The sequence below is a fragment of the Psychrobacillus sp. NPDC096389 genome (assembly GCF_044762855.1).
Classification (GTDB): Bacteria; Bacillota; Bacilli; order Bacillales_A; family Planococcaceae; genus Psychrobacillus.
The window spans coordinates 93,093-109,579 of record NZ_JBIWFB010000010.1; the positions used below are offsets into that span (position 1 = coordinate 93,093).

Here is a 16,487-nt window from a genome sequence, read left to right on the forward strand (position 1 = left end):
CCCCTTACGTATAATCGTAAAAGCCTTTCCCGTTTTTTTTACCGAGACGTCCTGCTTTAACATATTTAACGATTAGTGGACAAGGACGATACTTCTCTCCCAAAGTCGCGTATAAATATTCCATATTGCGTAATCTCGTATCTAAGCCTACTAAATCCGCAAGCTCTAAAGGTCCCATTGGGTGGTTAAGACCTAATTTCATAGCTTTGTCGATATCTTCTACAGATGCAACGCCTTCCATAAGCATATTCATTGCCTCGTTGCCAATTAAACAGTTCATCCTAGAAGTGACAAAACCGGGAAACTCATTTACTTCGACCGCCTCTTTTTTCATTGATTCGGCAATTCCTTTCACAAATGCTACTGTTTCATCAGACGTATCAAGCCCCCGTACTACTTCAATCAGCTTCATCTTATGAACTGGATTAAAGAAGTGCATGGCGATGACTTTGGCTGGCCGGGATGTTTGTGCACCGATTTCAGTTGGGCTCATCGTGGAAGTATTTGTCGCTAAAACTGCTTCCGGCTTACAAATACGATCAAGCTTCTGGAACACTTCTATTTTTAAATCTATTTTTTCAAGCACTGCTTCGATAACCAAATCAGCGTGCTTTGCTGCTATTTCTAGATTAGACTCATAGATTAGATTCTCTTTCGCCTGTTCATATTTTTCTTCCTTTAGAAAACCTCGTTGAAAACTAGAATCTAGTAATTCATCGATATCCTTTTTCGATTTTGACAGTATCTCATCGTTTAAATCATTTAAATACACTTTAAATCCAGAGATTGCACTAGTATAGGCAATCCCTTTTCCCATCACACCGGAACCGACAACTGTAATTTGCTTCATAGGTTTTTCTCCTCCATGATTCTCATTCATAGATAAATTCAGCTTCTGTTATATCCTCTAGTTGGGCTATTGTTAAATCTGACAATATTTCAACAAGCTTCATCTGATTTTCTTCAAACTTAAATACCGCATGTTCTGTTACTACAAGATCTGCTTTTCTTATTCCACTCGTCGGGAAAGTGAGTGCTTTCACAAGTTTGGCTTCACCTGTTTTAGAGGAGTGAGAAGTTGCAACAATAATTTTCTTTGCCCCGGCAACTAAATCCATGGCACCTCCTACCCCTAAAATTGTTTGTCCAGGAACTGCCCAATTGGCAATTTCTCCTGTTTGATCCACTTGTAAAACTCCTAGAACAGCGACATCAATATGACCTCCTCGTATCATGGCAAAAGAACTTGCACTATCAAATAACGAAGCGCCAACTTCCATCGTAATAGGGGCCTTGCTCGCACTTATTAAATCCATATTGACTTCTTCAAGCGGCGGTGTTGGTCCCATACCAAGCAAACCATTTTCCGACTGTAGTATTAGATGTTTATCTTCCAAATAATCTGGGATGAGTGTTGGAATGCCAACACCCAAGTTTACAAATTGCCCTTCTTTCAGTTCCTGAACGATACGTTTTGCAATTTTCACCCGATCAGACTGTTTCAACGAAAACCCCACCTTTTTTAACATATTTACTCATCACAATATAATCTACGTAAATATGCGGCGTTACAATCTCCGTCGGCAAAAGTGAACCATTCTCTACAATTTCATCTACTTCCGCAATAACAATCTTACTAGCAGTAGCCATAACCGGATTAAAATTCCTTCCCGTATGGTCATAAACTAAGTTGCCGATTCGGTCCGCTTTATGTGCCTTAATCAACGAAACGTCCCCTTTAATTCCCTTTTCTAAAATATATCGCTCACCATCTATTACTTTTTCCTCTTTACCTTCTGCCAATTTAGTACCCACAGCTGTTTTCGTATAAAAACCACCGATTCCAGCGCCTCCACATCTCACAGCTTCCGCCAAAGTCCCTTGCGGAATAAGCTCTATTTCAAGTTCCCCTTCGGACCATGCTTTTACAGCATCTCGATTGGTTGTAAAGTAGGAGCCGATTGCTTTTTTCAATATATTTTTGTTCAAAAGTTTTCCTAACCCTTTATCTACTTCACCTAAGTTATTACTTACGACTGTTAACTCTTTCTTAGAAGACGCAGCTAATCCATCAATCAGTGTTAATGGGGTTCCAGACATACCGAAACCACCTACCAATAACTTGTCTCCGTCTTTGATAAACTTTAAAAACTCGTTATCTTTTAATAGTTTTACCAACTGAATTCTCCTTCCATACAACCCGCTATTTCAATAACATTAATAAAGTCATTAATTATAGTGTATTGACTTCTAAAGAAGTTGATGACTTATCTTTTTGTTGTCCTTTCTTCTTTTTATCAGGGAAAAGTAAGCTGAATAGTATTCCGAATGCAGCTGCAATGAAGAATGTAGTAAAACGGGATGTAGCAATCGCATCTAAAGGTGTAGAGATCCAGATAACAGTACTTACAAATCCAGAGATGATTGTTGCGATAACGCCAATACCCGAATACCGTTTCCAGAAAAATGTTAAGATGATCGCAGGTGACAAGGTACATCCCACGCCAGCCCACGCCCAACTGACGACGAGGTAAACTAAAGATTTGGATGTCAAAGCAATAATCAAACCGACAATCCCTGCCACAATAATTGTTAAACGAGAGATGAGAACAAGCCTTTTTTCAGTTAGATTCCAGTTTAATGCATGTCGGATAATATCTTCGCTGACTGAACTAGTAATAACTAGTAACTGTGAATCCGCCGTAGAAATAATTGCAGCGAGTATTCCAGCTAGTAAAATACCTGCAATCCAAGGTGGCATTAAGTCAAGAATCATAAATGGTAAAATCATTTCAACATCCTCAAATACTTGACCCTGGTACAAAGTAAGTGCTGTAAGTCCTATCATAAAAGCCCCTCCGTATGCCAAGAGAGTCCAAGTAATTGCAACAAAGCTTCCCTCGTTCGCTTCCTTCTTACTTCTTAAAGCCATAAAACGAGCGCTTAGTTGTGGTTGTCCACCGAGAAAACCGAAAAACCAAGCAAAATTATTAAAAAGTAAAAGTCCTAATGAGAATCCGATAGCTCCACCACTCCATGAATCCATTGATGGTCCAGCTGACACTAGAGCTTGACTAATAGATAAATCAGCAGCTGAAATGTGATAAAGAGCTATAATCGGTAATACAACTAAAGTAACAAGCATCATAAGTGCTTGGATCATATCCGTCCAAACTACCGTTACAAACCCACCAACAAAAGCAAGTGTGATTACGACTACAACACTTAGAACGGCTCCAACAACCGGAGGAATATTAAAGACGGTAAATAATGTTTTACCAGCACCAGCTATTTGGGCACCAAAATAAAACATCATAAAGCTAAAAATAAGAATTGAGGAAAGCCAAAGTATAATCTTTCCATGATTGCCAAAACGGTATGCCAAATACCCAGGTAGTGTTAACGCACCGGTTACCTCGGCTTCTCTCATAAAACGTTTAGCTAAAAACAACCAAGCAAAGACAATTCCAGTTGCAATCCCTATAGCTACCCAAACTCCTGATAACCCTGTAGCAAAGACAAAGCCCGTGTAACCTAGTAAAAGCCAAGCTGACTCCCCCGTCGCACGCTCAGAAAATGCCAACGCCCAACCTGGTAATTGCTTTCCACCCAAAAGAAAATCCGCATGACTTTTCGTACGACGACTTACGAGGTATCCTACAACAAGCATGATTACCAAATACAATATGAACTCTACCATTATGATTGTTTGCAATTAACCTTCCCCCTTTTTTTGGTTTATTACAGTACGCACATCCATTAGTTACACTATTGCATTTTCCAAAACTAAATCATTATCTGTAAAACGCTCTATACGAAGTGGAGTTAGGTCTAGTGTTTCATACTTCCCTTTACAAATCAGTTCAGCTAAGCCAAGCCCAACCCCGGGTGCTTGTTGCATTCCGTGCCCGCTGAATCCGAGTGCAACGAAATAACCTTTCATCATTGGATGTTCACCGATTATGGCATTTTGATCCACTGTGTTATAGTCATACAATCCAGCCCAACCCGATTCTAATTTGAGACTTTCAAAATTAGGAACCCGGTGCGCCAGAATTGGCCACAAATGATCAAAAGAGGAACGCTTCCAATTAAAATCGTAACCAGGTTTGACATCATCTGAATATCCAGCAGCTATCCTATCCCCTTCATGGCGGAAATAAACTCCTGATGGATCAATTGTAAGCGGTAACATTTTTTCCAACTTTTTAGTCGAGTCAAAAATATAAATTTGACGTTTTAAAGGAACTACTGGTAATGGTAATCCAATTCCCTCTCCCAGCTCGGCCCCCCAAGCTCCTGCACAGTTAATCACAATTGGGGCAGAATAGATTGTTCCATCTACTAACTGAACCCCAGTCATTCGTCCACACTCCGCCTTCAACGATGAAACCTCAGCGGTAATATACTCTACTCCCAATGAGCGGGCATTTTTACGATAAGCTTGCATGACTGAATATGGATCTAAATAGCCATCCTCTTTGCAAAATAAGCCCCCAGCAAGATCGCTAGTTTCTAGTTCTGGAATAATGTTTACTAAATCATTTGCTGAAAGGATCTCCGATGGAACGCCAAGCTGGTTTTGCAATGCGAGTTGTTTAGTAAATGCCGGTAACATTCGTTCAGTCGCTAAAAATAAATAACCGGGTTGTTTAAAATCGATTTCAGCTTTTTCTCCGTCAACAGACATTTCATCCGCAAAGTTTTTATAAACTTCTAAACTAAACCGACTTAATTGAATATTAATAGACGTAGAATATAATTGACGAAAACCTCCTGCACTTCTTGCAGTAGATGAATATTTATATGTTGGATCTTTTTCAAAAACTAGAATGTCTCCTTCGAAACCCTTCTTGCGTAAGTAATATGCAGTACTTGACCCCATTACTCCTCCGCCAACTATAATTACATCTGCTTTTTTCATATCACTTTACTCCCCCATCCTTAATAATCATATGTCTTGTACAACCATTTTATTTGTTAGACTGAATACTTCGTTTCGCTTATTCCCACAATTTCACTCATTTGATTGTCGCTAAAAAAACTACAACATATGAATCTCCCCTTTCTCTCTGTAATGATCTTTCTTCTATTCTAGTCGCAATATTTTCATTGAAAATATTCAATGTGCATATATATCTGATACAATTAAAAAGAGTAATCATTCAGAAAATACAGTTATTTATCAAAAATACAATGGTATCAAGGAGTGAATGTATTGCAATTCTCTGAGCAATTTGCACAATCGGTTGTAAAACAAGTTTCTTCTATTTTAGAAATACCTATTAGTATTACAGACCAAGCGGGAAAGATTATTGGAAGTACAGACAATAAGCGAATCGGTTCTCATCATATGGTTACTCCGCAAGTAACGAAATCAGGAAAAATCATGTTTTTTTCAAAAGAACAAACTGCTGGACTTGTTAATGTCTTACCTGGAATTGCTGCACCACTAAATTTTCAACAACAAACGATTGGAGTACTAGGTCTTATAGGGGAGCCTGCAACTGTTGAACGATACGTACAATTCGTACAATCTCATATCGAAATGCTTCTAATGGAAAACTTTCGCTCTAAGACAGTACTATCTAAAATGGAAACAAATCGAAGTTTCATTCAACGGCTTTTAAGCTATAAAGAAGAGGAAGAAATGAGGGAGATTCAAAGCTATTGTGAATTGCATAGTTTTACACTTAATTTAACTAGACGTTGTATATTATTGGATATCCATCCCGTGTCTAATCGGCCTTATCCCAATAAAAAACTAGAGTCGTTCACACAATTAGAACAAGAACTTTTTTTATGTTTAACAAAGCTATTTGTGGATCATGAACAAGATATTGTCGTACCATTACATTCCGGTCAATGGCTTATCATAAAACATCTTAATTCAGAAGACATAAAAGCAGTGAAAAGCAAGCTAGAATATGCAACGGACTCTTTACAACAATTTTTACAAAAGAAAAGTTTAGACAACCATTTTATGTTGTCTTTTGGTGACTGTTTCTCCAAAATCGACGGCATTCACCAGTCTTATGAACAAGCTAGAAAGGCACTAGCCATTGCAAGGCGAAATAACTTTCCACAGTCAATGGTCTCTATCGATGATTGGAATTTATTATCTTTAGCGTTAGTAGAAGAAATAAATCTACCTTCCAAGAAAACACTTGATAATTACATTGAAAAACTAAGCAATCATCCGAACGGAACTGCACTCATCGAGAGTTTCCTTGTTTACTGTGAAGAACAGCTCAACATGAGTCAAGCATCCAAAAAACTTTATATCCATCGCAACACGCTTATTTATCGAATCCAACAGCTACAACAATTACTAAAAATCGATCTCCAATCATTCAAACAATGCATACTTCTTTATCTGGCTTTAAAACAATACGAATATAATCGATAGTGTGCCTTACGACAAAATAAAGGCTTTTTATGCATGGAGAAGTATACAATTTATAAATGCGCAACATTCCGAGTCATTTGCGCAACACTTACAAAAAAGAGTAACAATTCTTGGTACCCCACTACTACTAAACTTAATGTAATAGAGTATTAGTTGCCTTCATTGACCAATTAATTGCTCTAAACCATTTTCTGGATTAGCTTAATAAAAAAGATGCATAAAATTTCATTTTTGGCGATTTAATGCTGAATCAGAAAGCAATTTTCGTTGATTTTCACTAGAGTCGACAAAGGTTCATCCCTCACACAAAAAAACTGCCCACCCTTGAAAAACAAGGATAGGCAGTTTTTTTACGTATTAGTTATTATCAATTTGTGCTCTTTGCAATTTACCACTGTAATCTACATAGACTGATTTCCACTCTGTATAAACATCCAGTGCAGCTACACCAGAGTCTCTATGTCCATTTCCAGTACCTTTTGTCCCTCCAAATGGAAGGTGGATTTCAGCACCAGTCGTTCCCGCATTAATATACACAATTCCGGTATCTAGATCTCGCATTGCTTGGAACGCACGATTAACATCAGCTGTGAAAATGGAGCTTGATAAACCAAACTCTACATTATTATTAACTTCAATTGCCTCTTCTAAATTAGCAACAGAAATAATGGACACAACTGGACCAAAGATTTCTTCTTTAGCAATTCGCATTTCCGGAGTCACGTCTGTGAAAATAGTAGGGGCATAGAAATTCCCACCATCTAAACCATTATCAGTTGCAATATGGCCACCGACAAGTAAACGTGCACCTTCTTCTTGACCAATTTGTACAAAATCATGAATTCTCTCAAGTGAAGAGCGATTTATAACAGGGCCTACTTTCACTGACACGTCCGCGCCATCGCCTAACTTTAATTCTCCAATGCGGTCCACAAGTTTTTGCTCGAGTTTCTCTTTCACCTCTTGATGAACGATGATTCGGCTCGTTGCAGTACATCTTTGCCCGCTTGTTCCAAATGCGCCCCATAAAATACTATCCACTGCCAGATCTAAATCAGCATCTGCCAATACTGTCACCGCATTTTTACCGCCCATTTCAAGAGATGTTCGTTTTAATAGTTCGCCGGCACGTGCATTGATGGCACTACCAACCTCATTAGAACCAGTGAAAGAAATCAGATCAATACCTGGGTGTTCCACCATAGCATTTCCTACAACACTACCTGATCCATTTACTAGATTAAGAAGACCTTTTGGCAGACCCGCTTCTTCATAAATTTTTGTAAACTCATAAGCAGTCATTGGAGTTTCAGTTGCCGGTTTCCAAACAACCGCGTTACCCGTTACAAGTGCAGGAAGTGACTTCCACGAAGCAATCGCAATCGGGAAATTCCAAGGTGTGATTAATCCAGCAACTCCCACGGGAACTCGCATACTCATGGCAAATTTATTGCGGAGCTCCGATGGAACGGTATCACCAAATTGACGACGACCTTCCCCGGCCATATAAAATGCCATATCAATTGCTTCTTGGACTTCTCCTCTTGCCTCTTCAATCACTTTACCCATTTCACCCGTTAGTACTTGCGCAATTTCTTCTTTTCGTTCTTTTAACAGGAATGCAACTTTATATAAAAACTCCGCTCGTTCAGGGGCAGGAACTAGACGCCATTCTTTTTGTGCCTTCTTTGCTGCTTGAACCGCACGATCTACATCTTCTTTCGTCGATTGTGTCACTTCTCCAAGTACTTCTCCGTTTGCAGGATTCAAAATTTCTACATATTTACCTGAAGATGATTCGCTCCACTCGCCGTCAATGTAATTAAGATATTTTTTCATATAAATTCCTCCCATTTTTAGAAAACTATTTTGTTACCTATCACTTATAAAGTGAAACTTCAATCAGTGGGGGTTTTTCGACGCATAGAACGTGTTAGTGCGGACGTTGCGACATGGACGTCGCGCTTTTAGTCCGCTTCATCCCCCCACTGATTGTTAGTTGAGGCCTACACGATGTAGGTCACGCAGACGTTGCAACACGATGTTGCGTACTTAGTCTGCGATCCATTTTATCGGGCTTTTACGGGCAGTTGATCTCCCACTTATCTTTATCACTTTTCTTAAATCTTGAAGTGGGAGTCTTACTGCCCGTTAATGCGGGATAAATTTTCTTTAATTCTATTGATAGCTTCAAATAATCTTTCATTTGGAACGGATAAAGAGAGACGGAAATACCCCTCACCAGAAGGACCAAAAGCATTGCCAGGTGTAAGGATAACGCCAGTTTTTTCTAGCACATTCGTGACAAATTCAGTAGATGTATAGCCTTCCGGAACTTGCGCCCATACAAAGAAGCTTCCTTTAGGCGGATCTACCTTAATTCCAATAGTCGCTAATCCTTCAATTGTTGCGTCCATTCTTTCTTTATATATGTTGTTATGTTCTTCAATACAACTTTGATCACTGTTTAGCGCAAAAGCTGCCGCCTTTTGGACTGCTGTAAATTGCCCTGTATCTGTATTACTTTTAAGAATAGTAAGCGCTTTAATAATTTCCTTATTTCCGACGACATATCCAATTCGCAGTCCGGTCATATTATATGTTTTGGAAAATGAACCAAACTCCACCGCAACATCTTTTGCCCCTGCAACTTGAAGAATACTTGGGGCAGTATAACCAGAAAAAGTAACCATATTATAAGCAGAATCATGTGCAATTGGAATGCCATGTTTTTGAGAAAATAAAACTGCTCGTTTGAAAAATTCAATGTCCACAGTAGCAGACGTCGGATTTCCTGGATAATTTAGAAACATAAGTTTAGATTGATCCAAGATAGCCTTTGGAATTAAGCTAAAATCTGGTTCGAAATTATTCTCTTTTAACAAAGGCATGTCATAATACTGACCATTTGCTAGTAAAGTAGCCATCCGGTAGACAGGATAGCTCGGATCGGGTATTAAAACATAATCACCTGGATCGATAAGTGCAGGTATTAAATGCGCAATCCCTTCCTTAGACCCTATTAAAGCCAAAATTTCTGTTTCAGGATCAAGTTCTACCTTGTATTGCCGTGAATAAAAATCGGCTACTGCCTGTCTATATTCCACACACCCTATAAAACTAGGATATTTAAAATTACTCGGTTCTTTCAGTTCTTCCGCTAATTTATCCACGATATGAGGAGGTGTCGGAAGATCAGGATCACCGATTCCTAAATCGATAATATCTACTCCCGCCTTAACCATTGCAGCTTTTTTCTTATTGATTTCTGCGAATAAATAAGGAGGAATCTGTCCCATTCGATTCGATTGATAATTCACAAAGTCACCTACCTTTTGGTATTTTCATCTACTCACTTGATTCCTAATTCCAATTTACAGATTTCCATAGACAAACACTATAGTTGATTTGCACAAAGATTAGCTCAAAAAAATGAGCAAATTTCATATGTTTTGTACAAATAAGAAAACAAGGCATAAAAAATATCCCTTCTACTTAAAGGATTTTTGAAATAATAGGAAACTACTATTAGCTAAAATCATGGAAGTAGGTATCATAACCACAATTACTACAAAAGAAATTAGCTCCGTCATTGGATTAAATGGAACAAAGACATTAAAAATATACTGCATAATTTTCCATAGAAAGATGAAAATAACTACTGAAAATAAAAAAAGCATTAGTTTAGCTGTAAATCCTTTCATTTTCCCCCTCTTCTCATCAAAGAATTGTTGTAGCTATTAGTAACAATGCCAACTAGTTATTCCTCTTTGTTGAATCTCCAAATAAGAGCTTATGTTTTTATATAACAAAAAAGAAAAATAGGCACACATAATAATAGGTTATGCACACTAACCACGAAAAAATGATAACTAAACATGACACTTCTTTTTATTTATACAAATATTTTTTCCAACTTTTTCATCGCCGCATCACTGCAAATATTTGAAAAATAAGATAGAAGATATTTTCTTGAATCTTCTTTCCCTTCATTAATACCGTTTATACTATTTCTGGCTACCCAGGAGTTGTATGTCTCAAAAGCTGTACTGCTCCATCCATTTTTTTCGCCTTCCGTATTTCTTTTCACATTTATACCTGAAATTACAATGTCCATCGATCCTTGTAATTCTAATAATGCATGATCAAATAGCTTTTTCTTCTCTTTTTCCTTTAACCCAGCCTTTGTCCTTAATGCTCTTGTATCAATCCCTTCTTCCTGACTAATAAGTTTGTATAGAGCTCGTGCTTCTTTAGATACGATTCCTTTAAAATAACGTTCCTCAACAGAATCGGCATAACCTAAAACATTTTTTACATACGGAAGAAGCTCACGTGAAACCAATATCGATTTTTTCTTGATGAATTTACCATATGCCGCAACCCCATCTGTTGCAAATTTTGTCCTCCAAGTCCAAGGGTCAAACTCTGTGTCAGAATGCCAATGCTCTGGTAAAGTAATAGCGTTTAATGAAGGGAGGTCAGGTATTAAAGGAGCAAGGGGAAGTATACCTACCTTTTTTATTACATCTACTGCTTCCTCGTATGTTTTCACTTTATATTCCATCATTTGATATCTCCTTATACTAAAATGGGATATATCTAATTTCTATATTCAACTTATATTATCCTTCTTACAATTCCCACTCATAGCGAGAGCGGTAGTACTACGACAGAATAATCGGATATTTTAGTAACATTCCTCTATTCAATATGTTATAAAAACGAGTGAAATAGAATATATTAAAAAAGACTGCTCGGTGCGACAACACCAAACAGTCTTGTAATAAAATAGTATCGCTTCAAAAGCGATCAGCAATTAGGATAAGTAAACCTTCCTGTGCTTTGCAGCTTCATGGGCGGTTTACTTTTTTACTTTGGAAAAAGTAAGAATGGAAACAATCAAATCTGCGAACGCTATAGCGAACATTCAAGATTCGAAAGTTGACATATACAGCACCTCCTATCCCTATCCAAATAATGAATAGTTAACAGGAAATGCGGATCGTCCTGAACACGCTACTATATCACACATATATTCCTATTTAATTAATATATTATTTCTTCAACCTCATCAAATTACTACCATTTACATCAGTTGAAAAGCCGAACTTCTCATAGTATCCAACTAATCTATCGGGACAATATAGTTCCAACCTATCCACTTCTCGAACAAGCGGATGTTCCAATATATAGTTCATTAAAATTGTACCAATTCCATTATTTCGGAAACTTTCTTTTGCCATTACATCAAATATAAAAGCTCTATATATTGAGTCTGTAATTACTCGAGCAAAACCAATTAATTCTTCCGTTTCATTATCTATCAAACCTATTACTACACTACTGTTATTCATCATTTTTCTAATTTCCGGAAGCTCTCGATGCTGCGTCCACCATTCATTTTTAAACAAACCTTGTAATTCTATTAATTGATTTTCGTTTAATTTCTCTACGATACTATAATTCATCTTTGGCAAGCCCCTTAATATTCATATCTACTACTTTTAAGATGTCAATCACGCAACCATTCACCAAATATAATAAATTAGACTATAACGTCCTCTTTACCGCAAATAGTCTAACGCAGATTCCACCTCAAAAATCCCGCTTTCTAGCAAAAATTGCCTTACTAAATAAATATGTGCTGCTCCAATCAGCAAAAGAATTCGATCATCCGATTCTGTAATCAATCTGGTAAGATTTGAATAAATGGTCAAATTCCGCTGGTACCACCATCTCATCCAATCGATTCCTATATAATCAGTTTCTGTTCCGATACGAGCTACTTGCATATAAAGTTCGTGATCATTTTTTACTCTTTTTTCTTGATTTATATGCATTAACATGTCAAGAATCGTATGATCTTTTGATGGGAAATCCATTATTTTCGGAAGATATTCTTCCATTATCAATTTATATAATACGGATTGATTGCTTTTTGCCCATTTCAAAACTTCTCCAATGTCTCTTTGTCCTATATCTCCCATCCAATCGACAGGATATATTCGCTCGTTCTCCATTTTGGCACTAAGTCGAAAGCCAATTTGTTGAATTTCATTTGTATTTAATTCCAATGAATTGTTTATATATTGGTGATACATAGTATTTAGTTCATTATCCGTTTCCTTCACTGCTTCTACCGCTACCTTATTAGGTTGAAATGCACTTAATTTTCGCATGACTTCTTCTATTTCTATTTGCTTCTTTGGAGATAACACATTATCTATGTCGAATTGATTCATATCTGATGAGCCACCCATATGAAACACTCCAACTAGCAGAATCTTTGGCTTCGTGCTATTCATATCTTCTCCTTAACCAGTAGGTGCGATTTAGCCATATAATAAGCACTCACCGTGAATAACTGATTGATCTCACCTGTTGCAATCATGGCTTCTATATCATTCAAATCTATTAAATACACATCAATAAATTCTGTAGGATCTAGTTCTTGATCAAAAGCCTTATATGCATCTACAACTAAAAAGGTAATTACTTTATTGGTTTGAGTTGCCGGATTAACATAAAATTCTCCCAATAATATAGGCTTTTCTTCTGAAATAAATCCCGTTTCTTCTCTTAGCTCTCTTACAATAGCATTTTCGAATGTTTCATTTTCCTCAGGCTTACCAGCCGGTATTTCTAAAAAGAAGTCTTGTGCAGCATATCTATACTGTCTAACAAGGACAATCTTTTTTTCTTCAGTGACCACGATTGCATTTACCCAGTCAGCGTATTCATTGACATAATAATTCTCTATTATTTGTCCATCTGGAAGTTCACATTCATCTTTCCGTAAATTGCCGAATGGTGTTTTATAAACATAATTAGAATCGAGAGTTTTCCAATTGTTCATCTGATATTCTCCTAACGATATTTAATATAATTAACCGCAATAGCCACTAAAAAAACTCATACAATCCTTCATCAAAATACGCAAACTCTTCTGTTGTTATAGTTTGAAGCTCATAGCCTTTATAAAATGCATTAATCATTTCTTGATTGTTTTGAATAGATCGGATAGCTAGTGCAATATCATAACGCGGATCTCCATAAGCAGCTCCTGCTAAATCGATTAACATATGTACCTTTCCATCTACAACAAGCACATTATCTATTGTACAATCACCATGTATCAACGTTTGTTTAGAAGGAATAGGCTTTTGCCTTTTTAATTTCTCCAGTAATGATTGATCACCATCCACCTCATAGTTTTGCAGATTATAGGTTGCAACTTCTAATTGCTCATCTAACCAGGACCTTTCTGTGACCCATGAAGCCGGAGCTTGCGTTTGGTGTAATTGTTTTAAAAGCACACCGAAACTTTCTATCAATGCGAGTTTTTCTGAATCATTCGAAGTTTGTTGAAGGGCTTCCCTTAATGGGATTCCATTTTCCTGACTCATGAGTAAAAAGCTCTCTACTTTCGTTTCATTAAATTGATAGAAAATAGGAATTGGTAAGTTTGTTTCTTCATTTAAGCATTTTATAGTAACTGCTTCTTTTTTAAGCCAGTCTCTATACGGTGACTTTTTTGCAATCTTGCAAACAAATTGTCCCTTATCAGTTTGCACGAAAATTACTTCTGAAGTTGCTCCTTGCCTTTTAGGAAATGAAAATGACTGTACTTTACTTAATATTGGTTCAAAAAATTCCAATATCGCTGGATTAATATGTTGATTCATAGGCAGCTCCTTTTAATTTGTTCTGACATAAAGATGAAAGCACAAAAAACTGGGCAATTACATATGATGCAAAGAATGTGCCTACATCACATTACAATCGAAAAAAGGCAGGTTGAGTCATGGATTCTTCTTTCGACTACTCTTCCCCATCCGCCCAGTTTACTTTTGATGTAAATAACAATCTCTTCTTTCAAAAAGACAATTATAACTTTATGAATATTCTAGGTGTCGAGCAGCTTAATACATTGGACAATTTATCATTGATTGATATTTTTCTTAGTACGAACAATAATATTGAACCACATTACCATCCAAATGCTTCGGAGTTAGTATATTGTATTTCTGGTGCAATGGCTGTTTCTATCTTGAACCCTTTTACAAAACAATATCAGCACTACACCATTACGCCTGGCCAAGTAGCGAATATTCCACAAGGCTGGTGGCATTACCAAATGGCTACAGAAGATCGGACACATGTACTGGCTATTTTTAATGCTCCTACTCCTGAAGTAATTTTAGGTTCCGATATTTTAAAATTAACGCCCCCTGAGATTATGGCGCACACATATTGTATGGACGAAAATGAATGGAAACAAGCGATTGAACCAGTTCAAGCACCAACCTATATTGGACCACCGAAAAATTGTAACAAAAGAACAGCAAGCAACACACAGTATTATCCAAATTATATACATCCTAATGTCAATCAATGGTATCCGGCGGTACAATACATCCCATATAACCATCCGACTTGTTAGCGCATTATTTTTGTTCACTGCGCAAACCATCGCTCATAAAATATACAAATGATAAATAAAACGGGTAACTTATGAACTGAGCTAGCAAGATTAATCCGGTTACTGGTGCTGGTGAATCCCCTCGGTTTGTAATGGGAAATAGATTTGCGAATATGTATAAAAAGACGATTAAATAGGGTACCCAAAGAATGGCTGTCCAATATTTCGAATTCCGATTTCGCAGCCATTTCTTATTGAAAAAATAAATCAAATAAGTGAGTAGCATAAAGCCAACGATATGGATAACACCAGTCATTAGGTTTATCGAGCCCGTTTGCCATTCACTAATACGCCAAATCCGATAAAAATTTAACTGTAACTCAATTGAAATAAATAACATAAACGCATAGTAAGCACTTACTAAATTCAACTTTCCAAAATATTGCACCCTGAAGAGCTCCTTCCTATATATAGTAATATTCTCCATATTGTCAGAAACCCCTTCACCAAATGATTTTATTTCACAAAAAAAGACTGCTAGATAAAGAATTATCCATGCAGTCCAAAAAGTTTCTTAAATTGTTTCCTCTAATAATTGCTGTAAATCATCTTTTGTAAATAAATAATACTCATTACAAAAATGGCATTGAGCTTCTGCTTGTCCGTCTTCTTCCATCATATCTTGTATTTCTTCTTGTCCTAAACTTATTATCGCATTAGCGATTCGCTCTCTTGAACATTGACACTGAAAATGAATAGGCAATTTTTCGAGGATACTTACATTACCTGCCCCAAGCACTACTTCTAACATCTCTTCTGGTGTGAGCCCATCTTTTACCATCGAAGTAATCGAAGGGATCTGTTGCAAACGATTTTCGAGCAATTCAATCGTTTCAATCGAAGTTCCAGGTAATAATTGAATGATAAAGCCACCTGCTGCTTGAATCGTATCATCCTCGTTTACAAGGACTCCTACCCCAACAGACGAAGGAGTTTGCTCCGAGTTCATAATATACGATGTAAAGTCTTCCCCGATTTCTCCCGTTTCAATAGGAACTTGTCCAACAAATGGCTGATTCATCCCGACGTCCTTCGAAACAGAAAGAGTTCCGTTTGTTCCAACCGCACGTCTTACATCTAATTTACCTGACTCTGTCATTTCAAAATGGGTTTGTGGGTAAGATACATAGCCACGCACTTCCCCTTTTGCATTTGCGTCCACAAGAATGGTACCAATGGGACCTCCACCATCAATTTTAATCGTTAATTTTTCTTCACCTTTCATCATTGCACCTAGGATGGCCCCTGCTGTCATAGATCTTCCAAGCGCTACTGAGGAAGTTGGTAGTGTCTCATGACGGCGTTGTGCTTCACTAACTGTTTCAGTTGATCGAATGGCATATGCCCTAACTTGATCTTGAAGCGCAATTGCCTTTACTACATAATCATTCATATTTTTTCTCCTTCCATAATTTGTCGAAAAATTTAACTTTCTACATGCTCATACGATAAAGTGTAGCTCACCATAAGTAAATAGATTTAAATTCTTAGCAAAAGTCAATTAATATCCTTCCAATTCATCTAGCTATAAAGATTCATTTTTGCTTGTTTTTCAAAATATACGTATAACTTGTGACAACTTTATGAATTTAT

General features: G+C 37.1%; 17 protein-coding genes. 2 read left to right on the plus strand and 15 right to left on the minus strand.

The window, feature by feature from the left end; all coding sequences use genetic code 11:
* Positions 1-4 precede the first annotated feature (4 nt).
* From ACIQ38_RS19805 to ACIQ38_RS19825, 5 genes are all read right to left on the minus strand, one after another.
* A complete protein-coding gene (locus ACIQ38_RS19805) occupies positions 5-850 on the minus strand; it encodes a 3-hydroxyacyl-CoA dehydrogenase (RefSeq protein WP_402827247.1) in 846 nt (281 codons plus the stop codon).
* 22 nt (positions 851-872) lie between these two features.
* Positions 873-1,505 (minus strand): 3-oxoacid CoA-transferase subunit B, encoded by a 633-nt coding sequence (locus ACIQ38_RS19810; protein WP_402827250.1) that lies wholly within the window; start codon positions 1,503-1,505, stop codon positions 873-875.
* Positions 1,492-2,178, minus strand: a complete 687-nt coding sequence (locus ACIQ38_RS19815) for a CoA transferase subunit A (protein WP_402827253.1) — start codon at positions 2,176-2,178, stop codon at positions 1,492-1,494. Before ACIQ38_RS19815 ends, ACIQ38_RS19810 begins: the two co-directional genes overlap by 14 nt.
* 55 nt (positions 2,179-2,233) lie before the next feature.
* Complete coding sequence (locus ACIQ38_RS19820) at positions 2,234-3,700, minus strand: sodium/proline symporter (RefSeq protein WP_402827575.1); 1,467 nt, start codon at positions 3,698-3,700, stop codon at positions 2,234-2,236.
* Between the two features lie 63 nt (positions 3,701-3,763).
* The gene (locus ACIQ38_RS19825) at positions 3,764-4,924 is read right to left on the minus strand and encodes an NAD(P)/FAD-dependent oxidoreductase (RefSeq protein WP_402827256.1); all 1,161 of its coding nucleotides are present in this window, start codon (positions 4,922-4,924) and stop codon (positions 3,764-3,766) included.
* A gap of 294 nt (positions 4,925-5,218) precedes the next feature.
* Between ACIQ38_RS19825 and ACIQ38_RS19830 the strand changes: the two genes are divergently transcribed.
* Positions 5,219-6,409 carry a sugar diacid recognition domain-containing protein gene (locus tag ACIQ38_RS19830; protein ID WP_402827259.1) on the plus strand — a complete coding sequence of 397 codons (1,191 nt, stop codon included), beginning with the start codon at positions 5,219-5,221 and terminating at the stop codon, positions 6,407-6,409.
* A 357-nt stretch (positions 6,410-6,766) separates the two neighbouring features.
* On the opposite strand, the gene ACIQ38_RS19835 is transcribed toward ACIQ38_RS19830, so the two are convergent.
* The 8 genes from ACIQ38_RS19835 to ACIQ38_RS19870 form a co-directional block, all read right to left on the minus strand.
* Positions 6,767-8,248: an aldehyde dehydrogenase family protein gene (locus ACIQ38_RS19835; RefSeq protein ID WP_402827262.1), complete on the minus strand. Its 1,482-nt coding sequence runs from the start codon at positions 8,246-8,248 to the stop codon at positions 6,767-6,769.
* A gap of 302 nt (positions 8,249-8,550) precedes the next feature.
* Entirely contained in the window at positions 8,551-9,729 is a 1,179-nt protein-coding gene (locus ACIQ38_RS19840) for an LL-diaminopimelate aminotransferase (protein WP_402827265.1), read from the minus strand.
* Positions 9,730-9,900: 171 nt separating this feature from the next.
* Positions 9,901-10,113, minus strand: a complete 213-nt coding sequence (locus ACIQ38_RS19845; RefSeq protein WP_402827268.1) for a hypothetical protein — start codon at positions 10,111-10,113, stop codon at positions 9,901-9,903.
* A 191-nt stretch (positions 10,114-10,304) separates the two neighbouring features.
* A complete protein-coding gene (locus ACIQ38_RS19850) occupies positions 10,305-10,979 on the minus strand; it encodes an AlkZ-related protein (protein WP_402827271.1) in 675 nt (224 codons plus the stop codon).
* 487 nt (positions 10,980-11,466) lie between these two features.
* Positions 11,467-11,880 carry a GNAT family N-acetyltransferase gene (locus ACIQ38_RS19855; RefSeq protein ID WP_402827274.1) on the minus strand — a complete coding sequence of 138 codons (414 nt, stop codon included), beginning with the start codon at positions 11,878-11,880 and terminating at the stop codon, positions 11,467-11,469.
* Positions 11,881-11,976: 96 nt separating this feature from the next.
* Positions 11,977-12,717, minus strand: a complete 741-nt coding sequence (locus ACIQ38_RS19860; protein WP_402827277.1) for a DUF5694 domain-containing protein — start codon at positions 12,715-12,717, stop codon at positions 11,977-11,979.
* Positions 12,714-13,268, minus strand: coding sequence for an NUDIX hydrolase (locus tag ACIQ38_RS19865; RefSeq protein ID WP_402827280.1), 555 nt, complete (start codon positions 13,266-13,268; stop codon positions 12,714-12,716). The genes ACIQ38_RS19860 and ACIQ38_RS19865 overlap by 4 nt, the downstream gene beginning before the upstream one ends.
* A gap of 46 nt (positions 13,269-13,314) precedes the next feature.
* On the minus strand, positions 13,315-14,097 hold the full coding sequence (locus ACIQ38_RS19870) for an aminoglycoside phosphotransferase family protein (protein WP_402827283.1): 783 nt from the start codon (positions 14,095-14,097) through the stop codon (positions 13,315-13,317).
* Positions 14,098-14,216: 119 nt separating this feature from the next.
* Between ACIQ38_RS19870 and ACIQ38_RS19875 the strand changes: the two genes are divergently transcribed.
* On the plus strand, positions 14,217-14,855 hold the full coding sequence (locus tag ACIQ38_RS19875) for a cupin domain-containing protein (RefSeq protein WP_402827286.1): 639 nt from the start codon (positions 14,217-14,219) through the stop codon (positions 14,853-14,855).
* Between the two features lie 4 nt (positions 14,856-14,859).
* Here ACIQ38_RS19875 and ACIQ38_RS19880 read toward each other — a convergent pair whose 3' ends face one another.
* Positions 14,860-15,282 (minus strand): hypothetical protein, encoded by a 423-nt coding sequence (locus tag ACIQ38_RS19880; RefSeq protein ID WP_402827289.1) that lies wholly within the window; start codon positions 15,280-15,282, stop codon positions 14,860-14,862.
* Between the two features lie 126 nt (positions 15,283-15,408).
* Positions 15,409-16,287, minus strand: coding sequence for an Hsp33 family molecular chaperone HslO (gene hslO / locus ACIQ38_RS19885; protein ID WP_402827292.1), 879 nt, complete (start codon positions 16,285-16,287; stop codon positions 15,409-15,411).
* Positions 16,288-16,487: the final 200 nt, after the last annotated feature.